Genomic DNA, 24,343 nt, shown 5'->3' with positions numbered 1-24,343 from the left:
AACAATGAGCAATGTGCCGAACGAATTGAAATACAGCAAAGAACACGAGTGGCTGCGTAAAGAAGCTGATGGTACTTACACCATTGGTATCACCGAGCACGCGCAAGAGCTGCTGGGCGATATGGTGTTTGTCGACCTGCCAGAAGTGGGCGCAACAGTCAGCACTGGTGATGATTGCGCCGTTGCCGAATCTGTAAAAGCGGCTTCCGATATTTACGCGCCAATCAGCGGCGAGATCATCGCAGTCAACACCGAGCTGAGCGACTCGCCTGAGCTAATCAACAGCGAGCCATACGCGGCGGGCTGGATCTTCAAGATCAAAGCTAGCGACGAGTCCGAACTGGATGGTTTGCTGGATGCAACCGCGTACGAAGCTCTGTTAGAAGACGAATAAATCTTTTATCCCCTCATCTTTTTGGGTGAGGGAAAACACTTCAGGAATCACCGCTCATGACCCAGTCTTTACGTCAGCTTGAAAATCACGAAGCGTTTATCGACCGCCACATTGGACCAGACGCACAGCAGCAACACGAAATGCTGGAGACGGTGGGCGCTCGTTCGTTAGACGAGCTGATCGCTTCGATCGTTCCGGCAGATATCCAGCTTGCCGAGCCACCACAGGTGGGTGAGGCTGCAACTGAATTCGCGGCCCTGGCTGAATTAAAGACCATCGCCAGCCGTAACAAGCGCTTTAAAACGTATATCGGCATGGGTTATACCGCGGTGCAAACTCCGCCGGTGATCCTGCGTAACATGCTGGAAAATCCAGGCTGGTATACCGCGTACACGCCGTATCAACCTGAAGTATCCCAAGGCCGTCTTGAAGCTCTGCTTAATTTCCAGCAAGTGACGCTGGATCTTACTGGCCTTGATATCGCCTCTGCTTCTTTGCTGGACGAAGCGACCGCCGCTGCTGAAGCCATGGCCATGGCCAAGCGCGTCAGCAAACTGAAAAACGCCAACCGCTTCTTTGTTGCCGCTGACGTACACCCGCAAACGCTGGATGTGGTGCGCACCCGTGCTGAAACCTTTGGCTTTGACGTGATTGTTGACGACGCCGCGAAAGTGCTGGATCACCAGGACGTGTTCGGTGTGCTGTTGCAACAAGTGGGCACCACCGGCGAAGTACATGATTACAGCGCGCTAATTAGCGAGTTGAAACAACGTAAAGTCATCGTGAGTGTTGCCGCTGACTTTATGACGCTGGTTCTGCTGACCGCACCAGGCAAGCAAGGTGCCGACATCGTGTTTGGTTCCGCACAGCGTTTCGGCGTGCCAATGGGCTACGGCGGCCCGCATGCCGCATTCTTTGCTGCACGCGATGAATTCAAGCGTTCCATGCCAGGCCGTATTATCGGCGTTTCTCGCGATGCCGCGGGCCGCACCGCGCTGCGCATGGCGATGCAAACACGCGAGCAACATATCCGTCGCGAGAAAGCGAACTCTAACATTTGTACGTCTCAGGTTTTGCTGGCAAACATCGCCAGCCTGTATGCGGTGTTCCACGGCCCGGCTGGCCTGAAACGCATTGCAGGGCGCATTCATCGCCTGACCGATATTCTGGCTTCTGGCCTGCAACAAAAAGGGCTGGTGCTGCGTCATAAACATTGGTTCGACACTTTGTGTGTCGAAGTCACCGATAAAGCCGGTGTGCTGGCTCGTGCCGAAGCCAATGAAATCAACCTGCGCAGCGATATTCTTAACGCGGTTGGCATTACGCTTGATGAAGCGACCACCCGTGAAGATGTGCAGGCGTTGTTCACCGTTTTACTGGGTGACAACCACGGCCTGGATATTGACAAACTCGACCAAAACGTTGCGGGTGATAGCCTTTCTGTTCCGAAAGGAATGCTACGTGAAGACGCGATCCTGACCCATCCAGTGTTTAATCGCTACCACAGCGAAACCGAAATGATGCGTTACATGCACTCGCTTGAACGCAAAGATTTGGCGCTCAACCAGGCGATGATCCCGCTCGGTTCTTGCACCATGAAGTTGAATGCTGCGGCTGAAATGATCCCAATTACCTGGCCTGAATTCTCAGAATTACATCCATTCTGCCCGGCAAACCAGGCGGAAGGTTATCACCAGATGATCTCCCAACTATCTGACTGGCTGGTGAAACTGACCGGTTACGACGCGCTTTGTATGCAGCCAAACTCTGGGGCTCAAGGTGAATATGCGGGTCTGCTGGCGATTCGTCGCTACCACGAAAGCCGCAACGAAGGCAGCCGTAATCTATGCCTGATCCCAAGCTCTGCGCACGGTACAAACCCGGCGTCGGCGCAAATGGCGGGTATGGAAGTGGTGGTGGTTGCCTGTGATAAACAAGGCAACATCGATCTGCACGATCTGCGTCTTAAAGCAGAGCAAGCGGGCGATGCGCTGTCTTGTATCATGGTGACTTACCCGTCTACCCATGGTGTGTATGAAGAAACGATCCGTGAAGTCTGCCAGATCGTGCATCAGTTCGGCGGCCAGGTTTACCTGGATGGCGCAAACATGAACGCACAGGTGGGGATTACTTCACCGGGCTATATCGGCGCGGATGTTTCGCACCTCAACCTGCACAAAACCTTCTGTATTCCACACGGCGGTGGCGGCCCAGGTATGGGTCCAATTGGGGTGAAAGCGCACCTGGCTCCGTTCGTACCAGGCCACAGCGTGGTGCAAATTGAAGAGATGTTAACCCAGCAGGGCGCGGTTTCCGCAGCACCGTTTGGTAGTGCATCAATTCTGCCAATCAGCTGGATGTACATCCGCATGATGGGCGCGCAGGGGCTGAAAAAGGCAAGCCAGACGGCAATCCTGAATGCTAACTATATTGCGACTCGCCTGAAATCCGCCTTCCCGATTCTTTATACCGGGCGCAGTGGCCATGTGGCGCATGAATGTATTCTCGATATTCGCCCACTGAAAGAAGAGACAGGCATCAGCGAACTGGATATTGCTAAGCGACTGATTGATTTCGGCTTCCATGCGCCAACTATGTCGTTCCCGGTTGCGGGTACGTTGATGGTTGAGCCAACTGAGTCAGAAAGCAAGCTGGAACTGGATCGCTTTATTGACGCGATGCTGACTATCCGCACTGAAATCGACCGCGTGGCGCGTGGTGAATGGCCGCTGGAAGATAACCCGCTGGTTAATGCGCCGCACACGCAGGACGAAATTGTTGCTGACTGGACGCATCCATATACCCGCGAACTGGCGGTGTTCCCGGTAGGCCATAGCAATAAATACTGGCCAACTGTGAAACGTCTGGATGATGTATACGGCGACCGCAATCTGTTCTGCTCTTGTGTGCCGATGAGCGAATATCAGTAATATTTATCCCGCTATATACTCTTAAGGGCACTTCGGTGCCCTTTGTTTTATCTGTAGCTCAGGAGGCAAAATGGGCGTGGTTCTGGTAACGGGCGCAAGCCGTGGCATTGGTAGGGCGACCGCTATCCTGTTGGCACAGGCTGGCTACAAAGTCGTGGTTAATTATCAGCAAAGCAAACAAGCCGCTGATGAAGTGGTGAGTGTTATTCGTGCGCACAGCGGCAAGGCATTTGCCATCAAAGCGGATATTGCCGATGAACTGCAAGTGATGGCGATGTTTGCCGAAATCGACAATGCTTTTGGGCCGGTGACCGCGCTGGTCAACAACGCCGGGATCTTGTTCCAGCAATCCACAATTGAAGAACTGACGGCTGAACGTATTAATCGCGTGCTGGCGACCAACGTCACTGGCTATTTCCTCTGTTGCCGGGAGGCCGTAAAACGCATGGCGTTTCGCCACGGTGGAAAGGGGGGCGCGATTGTTAATGTGTCGTCTGCCGCGGCACGTTTAGGTGCGCCGGGTGAATACGTTGATTATGCGGCGTCGAAAGGTGCGGTAGACACGTTAACCACCGGGCTTTCTTTGGAAGTTGCTGCGCAGGGTATTCGTGTAAATGGCGTGCGGCCAGGTTTTATCTATACCGAAATGCATGCTTCTGGTGGTGAACCCGGGAGAGTCGATCGCGTAAAAGATCTCTTGCCGATGAGACGTGGCGGCCAGCCAGAAGAGGTCGCACAGGCCATCGCCTGGTTGCTTAGCGATAACGCCTCTTACGTGACGGGAAGTTTCCTGGATTTGGCGGGTGGCAAATAAGATCAATGGCAGTCACCTGAATGTTTCGGTGAACTGCCATTATTCGGGTTATTACTTTTTACCCATCTCGTCTTTAGCCATATTGTCTTTAGACATTTTGTCTTTGGACATATGATCCTTAGACATGCCGTCTTTTGACATAGGATCTTTCGACATGCAGTCTTTTTTCATACTGTCTTTAGAGCAGTCATGGGACATTTTCCCCATATTATCTTTAGTCATATTATCGGCAGCATTTGCAGCCGTTACGCCAAAGAATAATGCTGAGCACATCAGAGCAGTGTAGAGTTTTTTCATTTTTTATATCCTCATCGTTTAATTAACTACAGTGAATTATGAAGGGTATTAACTTCCGCCGAACCAGTTATAACCCTGATCCTCCCAATAACCTCCGGGATAACGATTGGTGACTTCCATCACTAAAATATGCTTTGGGTTTTTATAACCTAACTTGGTTGGCATTCTTAATTTCATGGGGAAACCATATTTACGTGGCAATATTTCGCCGTCGTAAGTCAATGCAATAATGGTTTGCGGATGTAACGCCGTTGCCATATCAATACTGGTGTAGTAATCGTCAGCGCATTTGAAGCTGACATAACGGGCATTTAAATCGGCACCAATGCCTTTGAGAAATAGCGAGAACGGCACGCCGCCCCATTTGCCAATGGCACTCCAGCCTTCAACACAGATATGCCGTGTCACCTGACTGACCTGCGCCATCTTGTGCAGTTGGGCGAGTGTCCACGGGCGTTTATCAGCCACTAAACCGGCAATTTCCAGGCGGTATGCCTCGCCATTAACCACAGGTGATTCCTCTTCACTGTAAAAAGCATTGAAGGGAAATGGGCGTGTCATCATGTTTTCCGGATAAATCGGAGCCAGGTCATTGGCATTAAATAACCAGCCTTGCACCCGGTCATTAAAGCGTGAAATACGGCTTAATGTGTTTTCTACCGATTGATTATCACTAATATCGCAACCGGTTAGCATCATCAAACCACCCAGCGTTAAACCTTGTTTTAAAAAACGACGTCGGCCTTCCGATGATAACGGCTTATTAATTTCTTTCGTGGCATCGTGAATAATGACTGCTTTATCGGATTCAGAGAAAAGCTTATTTTTATTGTTCATCTTTTTCCCTTATCGCCCACGCAGCATAGCGAGTAAAGTTTTTGGCACCAGCGCCACCATAATCAGGTGAATGACGATAAACCCCACCATTCCAGACATGGCATAAAAATGAATAAAACGCGCGTTGTCATATCCGCCAAGTAATTCGCGTAATAGTGGAAACTGCACTGATTTCCACACCACCAGACCTGAACAAACAAGAATGATCCCGTCGAATATCACGAACAGATACGCTAGTTTTTGTACGGTGTTGTAGTGGCTAAGATCTTCATGAGCTAGTTTTCCGCGCAGTGCTGCAACAAAATCTTTGATTAACTCACGTGGCGACAAAGGCCAGAATTTGCGTTTCAGGCGGCCGCTGAAAATATTAATCAGCAAATAAACCACGCCATTAATGCCAAAGAGCCACATTCCTGCGAAATGCCACTGCAACGCACCGCCTAACCAACCACCGAGGGTTAACTCAGCTGGAAAAGTAAAATTAAACAGCGGCGAGGCGTTATAAATCCGCCATCCGCTTGCCACCATGACAAGCATCGCCAGTGCATTTAACCAGTGGCAAATCCTCAACCACATCGGATGAACGATAATGGGTTTAACCTGAAACGTTGGAGTATCCATCGTTTTATTTCCGGTTATTGCGTTGAAATGAGTGTGGCCTAAATCTGTTCGCCAAAGTCTCACCAAAAGTTAAATTAAATGTGATAACTCCACGTCGGTTTGTTGTATAGACTTCTGGTAACAGGCGGAAATAAGGCGGAGTCATGAAGCCCAAAAAGTTATTAATCGTTGAGGATGACGAAAACATTGCAGAACTTCTGCAACTGCATTTGCGCGAAGAAGGATATGAAATTGTCCATGCGGCCGATGGTTCGCAGGGCCTGGAATTGCTTAAGCAGGGTGGATGGGATGCCTTGATTTTAGATCTTATGCTGCCTGGCGTTGATGGCCTGGAAATATGTCGCCACGCCCGCACCATGACACGCTATACGCCGATCGTGATGATCAGCGCGCGCTCAAGCGAAACACATCGGGTTTTGGGGTTGGAATTGGGCGCGGATGATTACCTGGCTAAACCGTTTTCTATGCTGGAGTTGGTGGCTCGTGTGAAAGCACTATTCCGCCGCCAGGAAGCAATGAGCCAAAACCTGATGCAAGATGCAGGAACGCTCACTTTTGAACGGCTGACTATCGACCCGCTGGCGCGTGATGTGCATTTACGAAATCAGCCTGTGGAACTGACGCCACGCGAATTTGACTTGCTGTGGTTTTTTGCCAAACACCCTGGCAAAGTTTTCTCCCGGCTGAATTTGCTCAACCAGGTTTGGGGCTATCAACACGAAGGTTATGAACATACGGTAAACACGCACATCAATCGGCTACGCATCAAGATTGAAGATAACCCCGCAGAGCCTGAATTCATTTTGACGGTGTGGGGAAAAGGGTACAAATTCATCGCACCGCGACACGAGTAAACCATGCGAAAACTCACTCTTTCACAGCGCCTGACTCTGGTTTTTGCGTTGTTGCTCATTACCTCTTGCTCCCTGCTGGGATGGCTGCAGATTCGCACCAGCACGCAGTACAGCCAGGCGGTGATCCAACAACTTTCAGGTTCACTGGCTGAACACATCAACCAGAGCTACCCGCTGCTTGGGCAAGATGGGCTGAATAATGATTCTGTGCGCACGCTGTTTGATCATCTGATGACGGTTAACCCAAGCGTTGAAGTTTATCTGTTGGATGATAAAGGCAACATCATTGGCGATGCCGCTCCGCCGGATCATATTAAACGCCATCAAGTCGATCTGGAGCCGATCCAGTCGGCACTTAACGATCGGCAGTATCCGATCTATGGTGATGATCCACGTAGTATCGATGGCAAAAAAGTGTTTAGCGTGGCTCCGATGCGGCAAAACGGGCAGGTGAAAGGGTATCTGTATGTCATTTTGCTTGGTGAAAATTACAATGCGCTTGCTAGCGACGCGCAGTCGAATACGTTGTTTAAAGTGGTTCTGCTCTCTATCAGCCTGGTTGCGTTGCTTGGACTGATTGTTGGTGGACTGGCATTTCGCTGGATTACCCGGCCACTGCGCTCGCTTTCACGTCAGGTTAATGCGCTGGAAACCGGTGGCATGGCGGAAATGCAGGCGATGGCCGCGCTCCCCTGCGAAAAAGTACATAGCAATGATGAAATTAGCCTGTTACGCCAGGGGGTTATCATGATGGCGCGGCGGATTTCGGAACAGTGGCACCGCCTTTCGCAGCAAGACCAGTTGCGCCGTGAGTTTATCGCCAATATTTCTCATGACCTGCGCACGCCGTTAACCTCACTTCACGGTTATCTGGAAAGCTTATCTGTTATGTCAGCAACACTTTCCGAAGCTGAGAAAAAACGGTATCTGGAAATCGCTTTAGCGCAGAGCCAGAAAGTACGGACTCTTGCACAATCATTATTTGAACTGGCGCGTCTGGAATACGGCGTTGTGAAGCCGCAGAAAGAGCATTTTTGTCTGAGCGAGTTGCTGCAGGATGTCTTCCAGAAATTCGAACTGATGACGCAAACTCGTCAGTTGCAACTGGTGGCCGATATTCAGCCTGGCTTGCCGTTAATTGATGCGGATTTGGGGATGATTGAGCGGGTATTAACGAATTTGCTGGATAACGCGATTCGCCATACGCCGGAGCAAGGAACCGTTGCCGTCCGATTGTGGAAAGAGGGCGAAAAAGTGATGGTGCAAATTAGCGATAGTGGACCGGGTATCCCACAGGAACTGAAAGAGGGATTGTTTGTACGCCCGTCGATTGTCAATCAGTCACATATCAGAGTTGGTGGATTAGGGCTGATGATTGTGCGCCAGATGCTGCAACTGCACGGCAGCGATATTGCGCTGGTGGAAAGACCAGAAACTGGTGCCTGCTTCCGCTTTGGATTGCCTACCTGAATTAAAAGCGCCCCGCAAATGGGGGCGCAAGATTGATCAAATTAATCAGAGGTTTTCGCCGTTGCTGGCAATCACTTCTTTGTACCAGTTAAAGCTCTTCTTGCGTGAGCGAGACATATCGCCAGTACCATCATCGTGCTTGTTCACGTAGATAAAGCCGTAGCGTTTGCTGTACTGACCGGTGGTGAACGAAACACAGTCGATGCAGCCCCACGGGGTGTATCCCATCAAATCTACGCCGTCATACGTGACCGCTTTCATCATTTCGGAAACATGAGCTTTCAGATAATCAATGCGGTAATCGTCGTTGATTGAGCCATCTTCTTCCACTTTGTCGTAAGCGCCAAAACCATTTTCAACGATGAACAGTGGTTTCTGGTAGCGTTCATACAGCTCACAGAGCGCGTAACGCAGGCCAACCGGGTCAATTTGCCAACCCCAATCAGACGCTTTAACGTGCGGGTTCGGTACGCTGCCCTGGAAGCCAGATAGTGCATCACCACTACCGCCTTCAGCCTTCACGGCGTTAGTCATGTAATAGCTGAAGCCGAGGTAATCGCATACACCTTCACGCAGGATTTGCTCATCGCCTGCTTCCATTTTGATATTGAATTCGCGGCGTTCCCACTCGTTCAACACGTAAGAAGGGTAGTAACCACGCAGTTGCACGTCGGTGAACACATAACGTTCGCGCATGGATTCCTGGGCGTACATTTGATCTTCTGGTTTGCAGGAGAAAGGATACAGCGGCACCATCGCCAGCATGCAGCCAATTTGCATCTCAGGGTTGATACGGTGACCAATTTTCACCGCCATGGCGCTGGCCACGAACTGGTGATGCAGCACCTGATACATCACTTCTTCCGGGTTATCGTGTTCGGTGTAAACCACGCCGGAGCAGCAATAACCAAACAGCGGCGCACGCCAGTTGCGTTGGTTATTGATTTCGTTGAAGGTCATCCAGTATTTCACTTTGCTCTTGTAGCGTTCAAACACCACTTCGGCAAAACGAACAAAGAAATCGACCACTTTACGGTTGGTCCAGCCACCGTATTCGGTAACCAGATGGTGTGGCATTTCAAAGTGGGATAGGGTGATAACCGGCTCAATGTTGTATTTCAGCAATTCATCGAACATGTCGTCATAGAATTTCAGCCCTTCTTCATTAGGCTGAAGTTCGTCGCCTTTCGGGAAAATACGCGTCCAGGCGATTGAGGTGCGGAAGCATTTGAAGCCCATCTCTGCAAACAGCGCGATGTCTTCTTTGTAACGCCCATGGAAATCAATGGCTTCATGGTTCGGGTAATATTTTCCAGGGATAACTTCCTGAGTGATTTCACGCGGCACGCCATGAGCGCCACCGGTTAGCACATCACAGATACTTGGGCCTTTACCTTCTTTGTTCCAGCCACCTTCAACCTGGTGTGCAGCAACTGCACCGCCCCATAAAAAATCTTTCGGTAAAGTCAGTTTTTTCATATTTTGTAATCTCACTGTCAGTGCCAGAAATAATGTGGGATACATCACAAAATGGCAGCGCATTAATAAGCTCTGGTCTGGAGTCTAGCAAATGAGATTTAATTGTCACGATATAACAAATCACGATTCATGTGATTTGTTACACGGAAAAAACAGGCTGTTTTTTTTATGCCATTTTCTTAGCCAATTTACGGCCGATGGTCTCTAAAATATAAATGACAGGGATTTGCGTGGTGATGTCATACACCCCGCCAACGCGTGTAAGTGGAATGTGCCAGGAGATATTAAAGTCAGCAAGCTTTGCCAGCGCTGAGTTCTCGTGGCTGGTAATCGAGAGCACTTTACAGTTATGCAGGCTGAACTGGCTGGCGAAGCGTAGGATCTCTTCTGTTTCACCGGAGACTGAAAGCACAATTGCCAGGGCATTTTTCGCCATATCATTAGTGACTGGGAAATAAGGGTCATCAATATGGTTACTAAATTTTCCGACATTAGAAAAGAAACGTGCACCATATTTAGCCAAAGCACCCGAAGTTCCTGCTCCGACAAATATAATTCGTTCTGATGAACAAATAATATCAACTGCCTGATCAATTAAATTATCAAACTCTTCATTATTAGTGCTTTTAAAAAAGCTGATTATTTCACTCGGGCCAAAATTAACCAGCTGCTCATCATTTTGCTCAAGATACAATTTAAAGCGCACACGAAATTCAGAATAGCCTTCGCAATTTAGCTTGCGGCAAAAACGCAGCACTGTTGTCGTGGAAACGCCCACCGCATCAGCCAACTCGCGGATTGTCATGTACATCACTTTGTCACGATTTTTGATGACAAAATTATAGACCAGCATTTCCAGGCCATTGAGATTGGCAATTGCTGCATGAGTAAACATCTGGGTCTTCCCGAATTAAATTAACCAGCCTTTTTCTTGCGCTGAATATAAATGACCGACGACATGTTGCCATAATTCGGGCCAGCTTTCGCCCACCAGCGCGTTGCGCTTCAACACTTGTTCGAGCGAAATTCCATTCTCGCGCCAGCTTTGCCCATCGTTATGCAAATTTTGCAGGATAGGGAGGATTCTATCGAGTGCTCCTGCAAAGCGAGAATCGGCGGTGACACCGGCTTCATATTCCAGCCATAGCTGTAAAAACAGAGTGCTCTGTGGTTCAGGTAACAATCCAAACAACCTTTCAGCTGCGATGGCTTCTTTCTCGGCAATGGCTGCGCGAGCGGCAAGGTCATAAACCAGGACATCACCGACATCTATCTCGACGATATCATGCAGTAATGCCATCTGGACGACTCGGGAAATATCAACATTCTCTGGGGCGAAGGGAGCAAGACTCATGGCTGCTACGGCAAAATGCCAGCTATGTTCAGCGGAGTTCTCGGGGCGACCATGACCGATAATCTTAGTGCGGCGCTCAACAAGTTTTAGCTTGTCGATCTCCATCAGAAAGTTAATCACTTCACTCATTGCGCCGAAAGCTAGCTGCGTCATCCTGGTGCTCCATTAGTAAATTATTGGTGTGAATATATTGTATCGATACCGTTATAAGTTTTGATGGATTTATTTTAGCGTACAGGTGTTAGCTGGAATCGTTCTCAGCTATGCTCTACCCATCATTCTTCGAGCTGCATATGCGTTGGCTTTCCTCGTTCACCCCCGTCACTTACTCAAGTAAGCTCCTGGGGACTCACTGCGTCGCCGCCTTTATGCAACTCGAATTATCTTGGGTAGAGTTGCAATGCATTATCCATTTTTTGTCTCACCGGGAGTTGCCATATGTCTGACAAACCATTGATAGCGAAAGGATATTCAATGGCGGAGGAAATCGCCAACAGTATTAGCCATGGTATAGGACTGGTTTTTGGGATTGTCGGGCTGGTTTTGTTACTGATACAGGCGGTTGATGCTAACGCAAGTGTGACAGCAATAACCAGTTATAGCCTGTACGGCGGCAGCATGATTTTGCTGTTTCTCGCATCAACGTTGTATCACGCGATTCCCCATCAACCCGCCAAGCGCTGGCTGAAAAAATTTGACCACTGCGCAATTTATTTGTTGATAGCCGGGACGTATACGCCCTTTTTACTCGTGGGCCTGGATTCGCCTCTGGCGCGCGGGCTGATGGTTGTTATTTGGGGGCTGGCGCTGGCTGGTATTCTCTTTAAGCTCACCATCGCACATCGCTTTAAGGTTTTATCGTTAGTGACTTATCTGCTGATGGGCTGGTTATCGTTGGTAGTTATTTATCAAATGGTAATTAAACTCGCGCCGGGCAGCGTAACGCTGTTGGCAGTTGGCGGGGTGATTTACTCGCTGGGAGTGATTTTCTACGTCTGCAAGCGTATTCCCTACAACCATGCAATCTGGCACGGTTTTGTGCTCGGCGGCAGTGTATGCCACTTCCTTGCGATTTATCTCTATATTCATTAATTATCCGTCGCCCCATGTGCAGGGCGACGGCGGGTTGTTTTACTCATCTTCTAACGAATATGGCAGTCGCTCAATAACCAGCTCGCTGCCGACATCATCACGAACGCGCAGCACGCTATTGGCTTCCAGATCGTTGTTCATCACAACCTGAACCAATACTCGCCCATCATCAAGCTGGCTGGCTGCCAGTACCGTACCGGTACGACGCCAGTTATCACCCATTTTCAACTCCAGGTCTTCACCAGCTTCCGGTAAGCGGCTGGCTTTGCCTGCGAGATACCATAGAGCACGCTTGTTAGCGCCACGGAATTTCGCACGAGCCACCATTTCCTGGCCGGTGTAACAACCTTTTTTGAAGCTGATTCCGCCCAGCGCCTGAAGGTTCGTGGCCTGTGGGATGAACTGTGCGCTGTTAACCGGTTCAATAACCGGAATACCAGCTTCAATCTCCAGAGCTAACCATTGCTGGCTGTCGTTACGCTGTGCTTCACCCTGTAATTTTTCAGCCAGTATTTGCGCGGTAGATTCATCAGTTACCAGCATGAAACGCTCGGCAGGTAAGTTGAACCATAGGAGCGTGGTAGCACCTTCTTGTACAACCGGATTCTCTGCATCAGGCAAGGTGGCAAAGAGATTAGCCAGCGCAGCGCGAGCCTGGAAACCTGCAACGCCCATCAGCACGCTTTCATCATCTGGAGCGATGGTGACTTTGGAAAATACTGCATATTTTTTTAGCTCAACAAGCTGCGCATCACGCAGGTTGCGGCGCTCAATCAAGGCAAAACCCTCGCCACGATGGAACAGGCGCAAGTTGCTCCACATTTTTCCTTTCGCGTCACAATGCGCGCAAAGTGTGTGCTGATTTGCAGCCAGTTGTGCAACGTCGGTCGTGACCTGGCCTTGTAGGTAGGTTTCTGCATCTTTGCCTGTCACGCTTGCCAGTGCCCAATCATCAAGAGTCATGAGTGTTAGCGGCAGGCGGGCTGCGGCCGTAGGCTGACGCGGAGGAAATGGAGTGAAAGCCATAGTTATGTCCCTGGGTTTTGAGCAAATGAATTGGCTCAATGGTAAAAGAGCCATTTGGCAATGCAAGCAGTTTGATAACGCGAGTTGTGCGATTACGCGTTTTCTCGCAAGGTTAATGCAACAGCAACGCATTACAGATTTTTCTCACGATAAAGCGCGCAAACGGTAACATTCATTTAATGCGTGCCATAAAAACACGTTACACTAACATTTGTACCTACTTTGTCAGAGAACCAGGAAAGAGCACATGGATATCAATAACAAAGCCCGAATTCATTGGGCGTGCCGCCGGGGAATGCGCGAGCTGGATATTTCGATTATGCCATTCTTCGAATATGAATATGACTCGTTAAGCACTGAGGATAAGCAGTTGTTTGTCCGTTTGCTGGAAAGCGATGATCCAGACCTGTTCAATTGGTTAATGAATCATGGCAAACCCGCAGATACAGAGCTGCAACGGATGGTGACACTGATTCAGACACGGAATAAAGAACGTGGTCCTGTGGCAATCTGATCTTCGCGTCTCCTGGCGTGCACAATGGCTATCACTTTTAGCACACGGTCTGGTGGCACTTTTTGTGCTGCTGATGCCGTGGCCGATGAGCTATACGCTAATCTGGATGCTGCTACTTTCGCTGGTTGTATTTGACAGTGTGCGCAGCCAGCGGCGCATCCATGCCTGCCAGGGCGAAATGAAACTTCTGACCGACTACCATCTGCGTTGGCAAAACCAGGAGTGGGAAATCGTTGGTTCCCCTTGGGTTTTACGCAGTGGCATGATGCTGCGCTTACGCCGAGTCGGGCGCAAACGCTGCCAGCATTTATGGCTGTCCGCTGATAGCATGGACACGGGGGAGTGGCGTGATTTACGTCGCCTGATGCTGCAACAACAGGCGAGTGGAAGTGGGGAAGCTTAAACAGCTTTCAGGCAAAATGTTCGGCCATTTCTGCAAGAATTAGCTCACACCAGGTTTCGATTCGCTCATCGCTTAAATCGTACTGATTGGTTTCATCAAGCGCCAGGCCAACGAACAGTTGCCCATCGGCAATAACCGGTTTCGGGCTAGTAAACTCGTAACCTTCAGTTGGCCAATAGCCAATAAACTGAGCGCCGCGTGGGGCCAGTTTGTCGTGCAGCATACCCAGAGCATCAAGGAACCATTCACCGTAGCCGAGCTGATCGCCCATGCCATAAAGCGCAACCAGTTTGCCTTCAAGATTCAGATTATCCAGTTGATCCCAGACGGCTTCCCAGTCTTCCTGTAATTCGCCGAAATCCCAGGTGGGGATACCGAGAATTAACACATCGTATTGTTCCATCATGGCTGGTGAATCATCTTTCAGATTGTGCAGCGTCACCAGTTCCGGGCCAATGATGTCACGAATTTTTTCGGCAGCCATTTCGGTGTAACAAGTGCTGGAGCCATAAAAAAGGCCAATGTTCATCGCGTTAACAACTCTTTTAAAAACGTGCAGGATTGCAAGTGTATCAGATCCCATTGTGCATCATGCATAATGGACACAATTCGCCAAATGTGAGGCTGTAGTGGAACAGGATCTGGCCCGAATCGAACAATTTCTTGATGCGCTCTGGCTTGAGCGGAATCTGGCACAAAACACGTTAGACTCCTACCGTCGGGATCTGAAGATGGTGGCGGAGTGGCTGGAACGTCACTCTCTGAGTCTGCTGAATGTGCAAACTGGCGATTTGCAGTCGCTGTTTGCTGAGCGCCTTGAAGGTGGATATAAAGCAACAAGTTCAGCGCGTATGCTGAGCGCGATTCGTCGGTTGTTTCAGTATCTCTACCGCGAAAAATTACGCGAAGATGACCCGAGTGTGATGCTTTCATCGCCAAAACTACCGCAGCGTTTGCCGAAAGACTTAAGCGAGGCGCAGGTAGAACGTCTACTGCAAGCTCCTTGTGTCGACCAGCCTATCGAACTGCGTGACAAAGCGATGCTCGAATTATTGTATGCTACCGGGCTGCGCGTATCGGAGTTAGTCGGCCTGACAATGAGTGATGTCAGCCTGCGTCAGGGCGTGGTGCGAGTCATCGGTAAAGGTAATAAAGAACGTCTGGTTCCAATGGGCGAAGAAGCTGTTTACTGGCTGGAAAACTACCTGGAACATGGGCGGCCATGGCTGCTCAATGGCGTATCAATAGATACCGTTTTCCCGAGCAATCGTGCCCAACAAATGACGCGCCAGACATTCTGGCATCGCATTAAACATTATGCGGTGCAGGCTGGAATCGATAGCGAAAAGCTGTCACCACATGTTCTGCGACACGCATTTGCCACGCATCTACTGAACCATGGTGCGGATTTGCGAGTCGTACAGATGTTGCTTGGACACAGCGATTTGTCCACCACCCAAATTTATACGCATGTAGCTACAGAGCGGTTACGCCAGCTACATCAACAGCACCACCCACGAGCGTGAGTGGTAGAAGATAAGGAATCATCATGAAAAAGCGTTTGTGGCTGCTCCCATTATTAGCGGTCTCTGTGTCTGGTTTTGTTCATGCTGACGACGCAGCAATCAAGCAGTCTCTTGCTAAGTTAGGCGTGCAAAATGCTGACATTCAGTCGGCACCTGTTGCGGGCATGAAAACGGTATTAACCGATAGCGGCGTTTTGTATGTGACCGAAGACGGTAAACACGTTATTCAGGGGCCGCTGTACGATGTGAGCGGCGCGCAGCCTGTTAACGTCACCAATCAGCTGCTGGTGGGTAAACTGAACGCGCTCGAAAAAGAGATGATCATCTATAAAGCGCCGCAGGAAAAACACGTTATCACCGTGTTTACCGACATCACTTGTGGCTATTGCCACAAGCTGCATGAAGAGATGAAAGACTATAACGCGCTAGGTATTACCGTGCGTTACCTGGCCTTCCCTCGCCAGGGTCTGCAAAGCCAGACTGAAAACGATATGAAAGCTATCTGGTGTTCAAAAGACCCTAAAAAAGCATTTGATGCAGCGATGAAAGGAGAAGCTGTTGCGGGTGGGACTTGCGATATGAATATCGCCAACCATTACAACCTGGGCGTGCAGTTCGGCATTCAGGGGACGCCTGCGATTGTGCTGAGTAACGGTACGGTTATTCCTGGCTACCAGGGGCCGAAAGAGATGAAGCAAATGCTGGATGCACACCAGCAACTGACCAATGTAGGTGGGTAGTTAACGGGTGAAACAGCAAACACAACTTCGCCGCCGTACGGTCGATGAATCCGTGGTCTTACCCCAGCAATTGCACCCACTTTTAAAACGCCTTTACGCCAGCCGTGGTGTGCGCGGCGAGCAAGACCTGGAACGCAGTGTGAAGGGAATGCTCTCGTGGCAACAACTTAATGGCATGGATAAAGCCGTTGAGATACTGCATAACGCTTTCCGTGAAGGTTTGCGCATTATCGTCGTCGGTGATTTTGATGCCGATGGCGCGACCAGTACCGCGTTAAGTGTGCTGGGGTTGCGCAGCCTTGGGTGCCAAAACGTTAGCTATCTCGTACCTAACCGTTTCGACGACGGTTATGGTTTGAGCCCGGAAGTGGTGGATCAAGCTCATGCGCGTGGCGCGCAGATGATCTTGACCGTCGATAACGGGATCTCTTCCCATAGCGGTGTTGAACGAGCTCACGCACTGGGCATTCCGGTAGTCGTGACGGATCATCACCTGCCGGGGCCTGAACTTCCGGCGGCTGATGCCATCGTTAACCCAAATTTGGTTGATTGTGAATTCCCGTCAAAATCACTTGCCGGTGTTGGCGTTGCCTTTTATCTGATGCTGGCATTGCGTGCTCATCTGCGTGATTGCGGCTGGTTTGAACAGCAGGGCCTGGCGATTCCAAACATTGCAGAATTGCTGGATTTAGTGGCATTGGGCACCGTGGCCGATGTTGTTCCGCTTGATACCAATAACCGCATTTTGACCTGGCAGGGTTTGAGCCGTATTCGTGCAGGCAAATGTCGTCCTGGTATTAAAGCACTGCTGGAAGTCGCTAACCGTGAGCCGCAAAAACTTGCTGCCAGCGATTTAGGTTTTGCGTTAGGTCCGCGCCTGAATGCGGCAGGGCGCCTGGACGATATGTCCGTAGGTGTGGCGCTACTGCTCAGTGAAAATATTGCTGAAGCACGGATGTTGGCCAATGAGCTGGATGCACTCAATCAGACACGTAAAGAGATTGAGCAAGGCATGCAGGTTGAAGCGCTAACGCTGTGCCAACAACTTGAGCACAGCCATGATGAGTTGCCATATGGCCTGGCGATGTACCACCCGGAATGGCATCAGGGCGTGGTCGGTATCCTGGCTTCACGTATCAAAGAGCGCTTTAACCGCCCGGTAATTGCATTTGCACCCGCTGGTGACGGCACGCTGAAAGGCTCTGGCCGCTCGGTGCAAGGCTTGCATATGCGCGATGCTCTTGAGCGTCTCGATACTCTGTATCCGGGCATGATGCTGAAATTTGGCGGCCACGCGATGGCGGCAGGTTTGTCGCTGGAGGAGACTAAATTTGAAGAGTTCCGCCAGCGCTTTGGCGATCTGATCGGCGAATGGCTTGATCCCGTATTGCTTCAGGGCGTGATTTGGTCAGACGGTGCTATTTCCGCGCAAGAGATGACGCTGGAAACCGCTGAGATGCTGCGCGATGCCGGGCCGTGGGGGCAGATGTTCCCTGAGCCATTATTTGACGGCAAATTCCGTTTGTTACAACAACGGCTGGTGGGCGAGCGCCATCTTAAAGTGATGGTTGAACCCATCGGCGGTGGCCCGCTGATTGACGGCATTGCATTCAATGTGGATACCGGATGCTGGCCGGATAACGGCGTGCGTGAAGTTGAATTGGCTTTCAAGCTGGACGTAAATGAGTTTCGCGGTAATCGCAGCGTTCAGTTGTTAATCGATCATATCTGGCCTCTATAGCCCTATTACTTGGCTATTAACGGGCAACAAAGCTATAAAAAGCGGCGCAATTCCGGTAAACTTTCCGGTCTACGACCGCATTTTCGTCTTCTGTCATCAACATAAGATAATACAGACCATGTTTGAAATTAACCCGGTAAAAAACCGCATCCAGGACCTCACTGAGCGCAGCGACGTTCTTAGGGGGTATCTTTGACTATGATGCCAAGAAAGAGCGCCTGGAAGAAGTAAACGCAGAGCTGGAACAGCCTGATGTGTGGAACGAACCTGAACGCGCACAAGCGTTAGGTAAAGAGCGTTCTTCACTGGAAGCCATTGTTGATACATTGGACCAAATGACGCAAGGCCTGGAAGATGTTAACGGCTTGCTGGAGTTGGCCATCGAAGCCGACGACGAAGATACCTTCAATGAAACCATTGTTGAGATAGACCAGCTCGAAGCCAAACTGGCACAGCTGGAGTTCCGTCGTATGTTCTCCGGCGAATATGACAGCGCTGACTGTTATATCGACATTCAGGCAGGTTCTGGCGGCACCGAAGCGCAAGACTGGGCCAGCATGTTGATGCGTATGTATCTGCGTTGGGCAGAAGCACGTGGCTTCAAAACCGAAATTATTGAAGAGTCTGAAGGTGAAGTTGCCGGTATTAAATCGGTGACTATTCGCATTCAGGGCGAGTATGCCTTTGGCTGGTTGCGTACCGAAACTGGCGTCCATCGCCTGGTTCGTAAGAGTCCGTTCGATTCCGGCGGCCGTCGCCATACCTCCTTTAGCTCCGCCTTCGTTTATCCAGAAGTGGATGACGATATTGATATCGAAATCAACCCGGCGGATCTGCGTATCGATGTGTATCGTGCATCTGGCGCAGGTGGTCAGCACGTTAACCGTACAGAATCCGCGGTGCGTATTACCCACCTTCCGACCAATACAGTGACTCAGTGCCAGAACGACCGTTCGCAACATAAGAACAAAGATCAGGCGATGAAGCAGATGAAGGCGAAGTTATACGAGCTGGAAATGCAGAAGAAGAATGCTGAGAAGCAGTCGCTGGAAGACAACAAATCGGATATCGGCTGGGGCAGCCAGATTCGTTCTTACGTACTGGACGACTCCCGTATCAAAGACTTGCGTACAGGTGTAGAAACCCGTAACACGCAGGCGGTACTGGATGGCGATCTGGACAAATTTATCGAAGCAAGTTTGAAAGCAGGGTTATGAGGAACCAACATGTCTGAACAACAAGCACAGGGTACCGAAGCGGTCGATCTTAATAATGAACTGAAAGCACGCCGCGAGAAGCTGGCAGGCCTGCGCGAGCAGGGCATTGCTTTCCCAAATGATTTCCGTCGCGATCATACCTCAGACCAATTGCACGCTGACTTCGATGCGAAAGAGAACGAAGAGCTGGAAGAGTTGGGCATTGAAGTTGCCGTTGCTGGTCGTATGATGACTCGCCGTATCATGGGTAAAGCGTCTTTCGTTACCCTGCAAGATGTTGGTGGTCGCATTCAGCTTTACGTTGCGCGTGATGATTTGCCAGAAGGCATCTACAACGAGCAGTTCAAAAAATGGGACCTCGGTGACATCCTGGGTGCTCGCGGTAAGCTGTTCAAAACCAAAACTGGTGAGCTTTCCATTCACTGTACTGAACTGCGCCTGCTGACCAAAGCACTGCGCCCGCTGCCGGACAAATTCCACGGCCTGCAGGATCAAGAAGCGCGCTACCGCCAGCGTTACCTGGATCTGATCTCCAACGACGAATCCCGCAACACCTTTAAAATCCGCTCACAGATTATGGCTGGCGTCCGTCAGTTCATGGTTGCACGTGGCTTTATGGAAGTTGAAACGCCAATGATGCAAGTGATCCCGGGTGGCGCATCTGCGCGTCCATTCATCACGCATCACAACGCGCTGGACATCGATATGTACCTGCGTATTGCACCGGAACTGTATCTGAAGCGCCTGGTAGTGGGTGGTTTCGAGCGCGTATTCGAGATCAACCGTAACTTCCGTAACGAAGGTATTTCTCCGCGTCACAACCCAGAGTTCACCATGATGGAACTCTACATGGCGTATGCGGATTACAAAGACCTGATCGAGCTGACCGAATCTCTGTTCCGTACTCTGGCACATGACGTGTTGGGTACTGCGCAGGTTAAGTATGGCGAAGAGATCTTTGACTTCGACCAGCCATTCGCCAAATTGACCATGCGTGAAGCCATCAAAAAATACCGCCCGGAAACTGATATTGCAGATCTGGACGATATGGGCAAAGCACTGGAAATCGCAGCAGCTATCGGCATCAAAGTCGAGAAGAGCTGGGGTCTGGGCCGTGTAGTCACCGAGATCTTCGAAGAAGTGGCTGAAAGCCACCTGATTCAGCCGACCTTCATTACTGAATACCCGGCAGAAGTTTCTCCACTGGCGCGTCGTAATGACGAGAACCCAGAAATCACGGACCGCTTCGAGTTCTTCATCGGTGGTCGTGAAATCGGTAACGGCTTCTCCGAGCTTAACGATGCAGAAGATCAGGCACAGCGCTTTGCTGACCAGGTTAATGCGAAAGACGCAGGCGACGACGAAGCGATGTTCTTCGACGAAGACTACGTGACTGCACTGGAGCACGGCTTGCCACCAACGGCGGGTCTGGGCATTGGTATCGACCGTATGGTTATGCTGTTCACTAACAGCCACACCATTCGTGACGTTATCTTGTTCCCGGCTCTGCGCCCGGTTAAGTAAGTTATGCTCGTTCCTCCCTTCGGGGAGGAACCCATTTTTTAGTTAATGTATTCAGAGGATTGGTTTGAGCAAGGAAAGCACAGTCAGAACATGGGCACCCAATGTCCTCATCCTCCTACTAAGCCTGTTACTCGTCGCTTGTTCATCAAATAAAGCGGGCAGCTCTAAAGCATCCTCCGGCAGTTACAACGGCTCGGTTTACACTGTCAAACGTGGCGATACCCTTTCCAAAATCTCACGCATGACTGGCACAAGTGTCGGCCAACTGGCACGCCTCAATGGTATTCCTGCTCCTTATACGCTGGAGATAGGGCAAAAAATCCGTGTTAAAAGTAGCTCTGGTTCTTCATCTTCTTCAAAGAAAACAGCCGTTGCGAAAACCTCGAAACCACGTTCATCTTCCACAAGTAGCGTAGCGAAAGTCGCTGCACCTCCGGTTGGCTCAAAATGCTGGCTCTGGCCGACGTCGGGTAAAGTGATTGCGCCTTTCTCCGATAGTGATGGTGGGAATAAAGGTATTGATATAGCTGGAAAACGCGGGCAACCGATTTACGCATCCGCCGCTGGAACAGTGGTTTACGTCGGCAACCAGCTTCGTGGCTACGGCAATTTAGTGATGATCAAACATAACGAAGAATACATCACCGCCTACGCGCACAACGAAACGACATTGGTGAACACCAGTCAGAAAGTCACTGCCGGGCAGAAAATTGCCACCATGGGTAGCAGCGGTTCGGATTCTGTGAATCTCCACTTCCAGATTCGCTACCGGGCAAACGCGATTGATCCTCAGCGTTATTTACCTCCGATGGGCAGCAAACCTTCCTGCTAATAATTAAAAGCCAGAGCGAATCTGGCTTTTAATAAATCCCCTCGCTATTGATCTCTATCACGCATTACCCCGCCTTCCTGACTAATAATGCTAAACACTTCGATTCATAATATGAATGGTTAATATTTTGCAAAATAACAACTGAGTTATAACGAATATGACGAGGTTGATGCAATTATGATATTTACCAACCATTCAATGTTAATGGTGAGTAGCAAATAATGACAACACGTATCAATGCAGACCAAATAATAAATACCTTTATCAGGTATACAACAATCAACACCACTTCCGTTGCAGATAATCAACAACTTCCTAGCTGTGAAAACCAGTACAAATTAGCGCAACTTGTTGCCGATGAGTTCGCAACTGAAAGTGCTGTTGAGACCACCATTAACGATAATGCTATTACCGTTCTTAGCCTTGCCGCAAATAACCCGGAAATGCCCTCCATTGTCTTCTTTGCACATCTCGACACAGCGCCAGATAACGCGAATGACACCCACGCTGTACGCGTGAAAAACTATGACGGTACAGATATCGTGCTGCCTGCGACTGGCGATGCGATTACCGTTGAAGCATTCCCAGAGTTACTGGACTACATAGGCCAGGAGATCATCACCACTGATGGCACCAGCCTGTTGGGCGCTGACGACAAAGCCGCGATTGCCGCTGGCGTCGAAGCCATTCGCTATATGCTTGCGACACCGGACTTTAAACATGGCGATATCAAACTGGTATTGCTCCCGGATGAAGAAATTGGTATTCGCGGAGCTAAAGCATTAAACGTGGCCGCATTAAATGCTGACTTTGGTATTTGCCTCGACTGCTGTGGTATCGGCGAATATGTGGTTGAAAACTGGTATGCAGGCAGCGCAAAAATGACCTTTAAAGGCGTGACTGCCCATCCAATGAGCGCCAAAGGAAAACTGGTTAATGCCGTATTAATCGCTAATGAAGTGATTAACGCATTACCCGAAGCTGAACGCCCTGAATTAACAGAGGGTCGTGAAGGCTATTTCTGGGTGAATAAAATCAGCGGTAATACCGTCAGTGCTACGCTTGAAATTGCACTGCGTGATTTTGAAGTCGACGGCTACCAGAATAGAAAAGCAACACTACGTTCAATTACCGAACAACTCCAAAATCGCTACGGCCACGACAATGTTATTCTGGAACTATCTGATACTTACGATAATGTCAAAGCGGGTCTCGACAAAAAGCCGGAAATTATTGCCAGTGTTCAACAGGCGATGCGCAATTTGGGAATCGAGCCGAAGCCGCTAATTATGCGTGGTGGGTATGACGGCAGTGTCATCACTCCAGCCGGTTTACCTACCGTGAATATCTTTACCGGTGCTCATAATTTCCACTCCACCAAAGAGTTTCTCCCTGCAGAATCCCTGCGCCTGGCAAGCGAAATGCTGCTGGAAATCATCACTCTGAGCGCTCAGGAGGTTTCTGCGTGAATAAGTGGATAATCGAGTTTGTTCTGTATGCGGTCTATATGGTTTTTGGTGCTGCCTGGGCGACAACCGGTGCAGTGATGCCGCAAATCATGGCTGATTTTAATATCGATGTTTCTCATGCGGCGTTGATGTCGAATGTGATTCTGTGGGCGAAAATTCTTGGTGCCTTCTGCACGTCAATTCTGACGGCACAATTGGGTGCGAAGAAATCCTATCTTTTGGGTTGTGTGCTTACCGGGTTATCGATATTTATCCCATGGACCAATAATTTTGACCTGCTGTTAGTTATTCGCTTTATGGGCGGCCTGGGCGGTGCAATTTGCCTGGTTTCACTGGTGCCGACCGTGGCACGTTTGTTTGATAACAAAACCGCATCTGCGCTCAACAGCCTGAACTGCACCTCCAATATCATCGGCACCATTATCGCATTGACGCTGGCAGGTAGCTTGTCTATCTACTTTGGTGGCTGGAGAAATCTGCTGGCGGTCTATGGTGTGGTTACACTGGTTCTGGGGGCTGTGTGGCTAATCTTCTTCACCGATGAAGAAGTTGCTGTAACTACTGCAAGCCACGACGGCAGCACGGATAAACTGCGCATTATGAAAGATGCGATTTTTAACCGCGTTGTGTGGGGGATGATTGCCCAGTATGTCGGCGCGATGATCATGATGATTTTCATGTTCACCTTCCTGCCGCTTTACTACGCCAAATACGCGCACCTGCCGCCAGAATCGCATGCTCACCTGAGCGGCACGGTAAACCAGGTCGGGATTATGCTCGGTGCGATTGCAGGACCATTCTGCAAAGCTCGCGGCTACCATTATAAAAACTGGTTGTTTAGCACCAGCATCGCGATGGCAATTACCACCTTTATTATGCTGTTCGCAACCAATGACATTCTGATTCTGGTTTGTTCATTCCTGACGGGCTTTGTGTTTGCGACCTGGTTTGCCTTTATTTTCTCTATCCCAAAAGAGACATTAAAAGGGGCCAATACTCAAACTGTGACTTATACAATGTCGACGTTCTGGGTATGTACATTCGTTATCGCCACCGCGAACAGTCAATTAATTGGTTGGTCGATTGATGCAACCGGTAGCTTCACGATGGGCTTTATCTGGGTGTTTGCGCTGATGGTGGTTTCACCTATCGTGGCTCTAATAGTATTCCCGAAAAAAGTGGTAGCTCACGCTTAAAAATGAAAGGGAA

24 protein-coding genes are annotated in these 24,343 nt (G+C 49.8%); 16 read left to right on the top strand and 8 right to left on the bottom strand.

All coding sequences use genetic code 11. From position 1 onward, the window contains the following. Positions 1-4 precede the first annotated feature (4 nt). The 3 genes from gcvH (at position 5) to LVQ79_RS08025 (ending at position 4,138) form a co-directional block, all read left to right on the top strand. The gene (gene gcvH, locus LVQ79_RS08035) at positions 5-394 is read left to right on the top strand and encodes a glycine cleavage system protein GcvH (protein ID WP_151993186.1); all 390 of its coding nucleotides are present in this window, start codon (positions 5-7) and stop codon (positions 392-394) included. Positions 395-450: 56 nt separating this feature from the next. After that, on the top strand, positions 451-3,324 hold the full coding sequence (gene gcvP, locus LVQ79_RS08030) for an aminomethyl-transferring glycine dehydrogenase (RefSeq protein WP_232864546.1): 2,874 nt from the start codon (positions 451-453) through the stop codon (positions 3,322-3,324). A 70-nt stretch (positions 3,325-3,394) separates the two neighbouring features. Continuing rightward, the gene (locus tag LVQ79_RS08025) at positions 3,395-4,138 is read left to right on the top strand and encodes an SDR family oxidoreductase (protein ID WP_232864545.1); all 744 of its coding nucleotides are present in this window, start codon (positions 3,395-3,397) and stop codon (positions 4,136-4,138) included. Between the two features lie 51 nt (positions 4,139-4,189). Here the strand turns inward: LVQ79_RS08025 and LVQ79_RS08020 are convergent, their stop codons facing one another. Genes LVQ79_RS08020 through LVQ79_RS08010 form a run of 3 tightly spaced genes read right to left on the bottom strand, consistent with a single transcriptional unit; the run spans position 4,190 to position 5,893 of the window. Next, entirely contained in the window at positions 4,190-4,435 is a 246-nt protein-coding gene (locus LVQ79_RS08020; RefSeq protein ID WP_232864544.1) for a pentapeptide MXKDX repeat protein, read from the bottom strand. 48 nt (positions 4,436-4,483) lie between these two features. Next, positions 4,484-5,272 carry a molybdopterin-dependent oxidoreductase gene (locus LVQ79_RS08015; protein WP_232864543.1) on the bottom strand — a complete coding sequence of 263 codons (789 nt, stop codon included), beginning with the start codon at positions 5,270-5,272 and terminating at the stop codon, positions 4,484-4,486. A gap of 9 nt (positions 5,273-5,281) precedes the next feature. Then, a complete protein-coding gene (locus tag LVQ79_RS08010; RefSeq protein ID WP_232864542.1) occupies positions 5,282-5,893 on the bottom strand; it encodes a cytochrome b/b6 domain-containing protein in 612 nt (203 codons plus the stop codon). A 143-nt stretch (positions 5,894-6,036) separates the two neighbouring features. Between LVQ79_RS08010 and LVQ79_RS08005 the strand changes: the two genes are divergently transcribed. Further along, a complete protein-coding gene (locus LVQ79_RS08005) occupies positions 6,037-6,747 on the top strand; it encodes a response regulator transcription factor (RefSeq protein WP_232864541.1) in 711 nt (236 codons plus the stop codon). 3 nt (positions 6,748-6,750) lie between these two features. Continuing rightward, on the top strand, positions 6,751-8,217 hold the full coding sequence (locus LVQ79_RS08000; RefSeq protein WP_232864540.1) for a sensor histidine kinase: 1,467 nt from the start codon (positions 6,751-6,753) through the stop codon (positions 8,215-8,217). A 45-nt stretch (positions 8,218-8,262) separates the two neighbouring features. On the opposite strand, the gene LVQ79_RS07995 is transcribed toward LVQ79_RS08000, so the two are convergent. The 3 genes from LVQ79_RS07995 to LVQ79_RS07985 all read right to left on the bottom strand — a co-directional run bounded on the left by LVQ79_RS07995 (position 8,263) and on the right by LVQ79_RS07985 (position 11,203). Beyond that, entirely contained in the window at positions 8,263-9,696 is a 1,434-nt protein-coding gene (locus LVQ79_RS07995; RefSeq protein WP_151993194.1) for a 6-phospho-beta-glucosidase, read from the bottom strand. Between the two features lie 166 nt (positions 9,697-9,862). Beyond that, positions 9,863-10,591, bottom strand: coding sequence for a MurR/RpiR family transcriptional regulator (locus tag LVQ79_RS07990; RefSeq protein ID WP_034457717.1), 729 nt, complete (start codon positions 10,589-10,591; stop codon positions 9,863-9,865). Positions 10,592-10,606: 15 nt separating this feature from the next. Then, the gene (locus tag LVQ79_RS07985) at positions 10,607-11,203 is read right to left on the bottom strand and encodes an HD domain-containing protein (protein ID WP_232864539.1); all 597 of its coding nucleotides are present in this window, start codon (positions 11,201-11,203) and stop codon (positions 10,607-10,609) included. 285 nt (positions 11,204-11,488) lie between these two features. On the opposite strand from LVQ79_RS07985, the gene trhA reads away from it, so the two are divergent. Then, entirely contained in the window at positions 11,489-12,142 is a 654-nt protein-coding gene (gene trhA / locus LVQ79_RS07980; protein ID WP_151993196.1) for a PAQR family membrane homeostasis protein TrhA, read from the top strand. 39 nt (positions 12,143-12,181) lie between these two features. Here trhA and ygfZ read toward each other — a convergent pair whose 3' ends face one another. Next, positions 12,182-13,168: a tRNA-modifying protein YgfZ gene (gene ygfZ / locus LVQ79_RS07975; RefSeq protein ID WP_151993197.1), complete on the bottom strand. Its 987-nt coding sequence runs from the start codon at positions 13,166-13,168 to the stop codon at positions 12,182-12,184. A gap of 247 nt (positions 13,169-13,415) precedes the next feature. On the opposite strand from ygfZ, the gene sdhE reads away from it, so the two are divergent. Together sdhE and LVQ79_RS07965 are read left to right on the top strand one after the other, a co-directional pair. After that, a complete protein-coding gene (gene sdhE / locus LVQ79_RS07970; protein ID WP_064513590.1) occupies positions 13,416-13,682 on the top strand; it encodes an FAD assembly factor SdhE in 267 nt (88 codons plus the stop codon). Further along, positions 13,663-14,085 carry a protein YgfX gene (locus tag LVQ79_RS07965; RefSeq protein WP_232864538.1) on the top strand — a complete coding sequence of 141 codons (423 nt, stop codon included), beginning with the start codon at positions 13,663-13,665 and terminating at the stop codon, positions 14,083-14,085. Before sdhE ends, LVQ79_RS07965 begins: the two co-directional genes overlap by 20 nt. A gap of 7 nt (positions 14,086-14,092) precedes the next feature. On the opposite strand, the gene fldB is transcribed toward LVQ79_RS07965, so the two are convergent. Further along, complete coding sequence (gene fldB / locus LVQ79_RS07960) at positions 14,093-14,614, bottom strand: flavodoxin FldB (RefSeq protein WP_154150580.1); 522 nt, start codon at positions 14,612-14,614, stop codon at positions 14,093-14,095. A 100-nt stretch (positions 14,615-14,714) separates the two neighbouring features. Between fldB and xerD the strand changes: the two genes are divergently transcribed. The 8 genes from xerD to LVQ79_RS07920 all read left to right on the top strand — a co-directional run bounded on the left by xerD (position 14,715) and on the right by LVQ79_RS07920 (position 24,330). Continuing rightward, positions 14,715-15,611: a site-specific tyrosine recombinase XerD gene (gene xerD / locus LVQ79_RS07955; protein ID WP_134184556.1), complete on the top strand. Its 897-nt coding sequence runs from the start codon at positions 14,715-14,717 to the stop codon at positions 15,609-15,611. A 23-nt stretch (positions 15,612-15,634) separates the two neighbouring features. Further along, a complete protein-coding gene (gene dsbC / locus LVQ79_RS07950) occupies positions 15,635-16,351 on the top strand; it encodes a bifunctional protein-disulfide isomerase/oxidoreductase DsbC (RefSeq protein ID WP_232864537.1) in 717 nt (238 codons plus the stop codon). 7 nt (positions 16,352-16,358) lie between these two features. Further along, on the top strand, positions 16,359-18,092 hold the full coding sequence (gene recJ / locus LVQ79_RS07945) for a single-stranded-DNA-specific exonuclease RecJ (RefSeq protein ID WP_232864536.1): 1,734 nt from the start codon (positions 16,359-16,361) through the stop codon (positions 18,090-18,092). A 118-nt stretch (positions 18,093-18,210) separates the two neighbouring features. Further along, positions 18,211-19,309 (top strand): peptide chain release factor 2 gene (prfB, locus tag LVQ79_RS07940; protein WP_122974007.1). Its coding sequence is split into 2 segments (ribosomal slippage): positions 18,211-18,285 and positions 18,287-19,309, totalling 1,098 coding nucleotides; the frame shifts between segments, so codons are not numbered across the junction. A gap of 9 nt (positions 19,310-19,318) precedes the next feature. After that, positions 19,319-20,833, top strand: coding sequence for a lysine--tRNA ligase (gene lysS / locus LVQ79_RS07935; protein WP_232864535.1), 1,515 nt, complete (start codon positions 19,319-19,321; stop codon positions 20,831-20,833). Positions 20,834-20,897: 64 nt separating this feature from the next. Beyond that, positions 20,898-21,665, top strand: coding sequence for an amidase activator ActS (gene actS, locus LVQ79_RS07930; protein WP_151993204.1), 768 nt, complete (start codon positions 20,898-20,900; stop codon positions 21,663-21,665). Positions 21,666-21,886: 221 nt separating this feature from the next. Beyond that, entirely contained in the window at positions 21,887-23,134 is a 1,248-nt protein-coding gene (gene pepT, locus LVQ79_RS07925; RefSeq protein ID WP_232864534.1) for a peptidase T, read from the top strand. After that, positions 23,131-24,330, top strand: a complete 1,200-nt coding sequence (locus tag LVQ79_RS07920) for an MFS transporter (protein ID WP_232864533.1) — start codon at positions 23,131-23,133, stop codon at positions 24,328-24,330. Before pepT ends, LVQ79_RS07920 begins: the two co-directional genes overlap by 4 nt. Positions 24,331-24,343: the final 13 nt, after the last annotated feature.

Source organism: Buttiauxella cochleicola (assembly GCF_021282405.1).
GTDB classification, from domain to species: domain Bacteria; phylum Pseudomonadota; class Gammaproteobacteria; order Enterobacterales; family Enterobacteriaceae; genus Buttiauxella; species Buttiauxella massiliensis.
The sequence above is the reverse complement of the archived record's forward strand: the minus strand, read 5'-3'. Positions and strand labels throughout refer to the sequence as shown.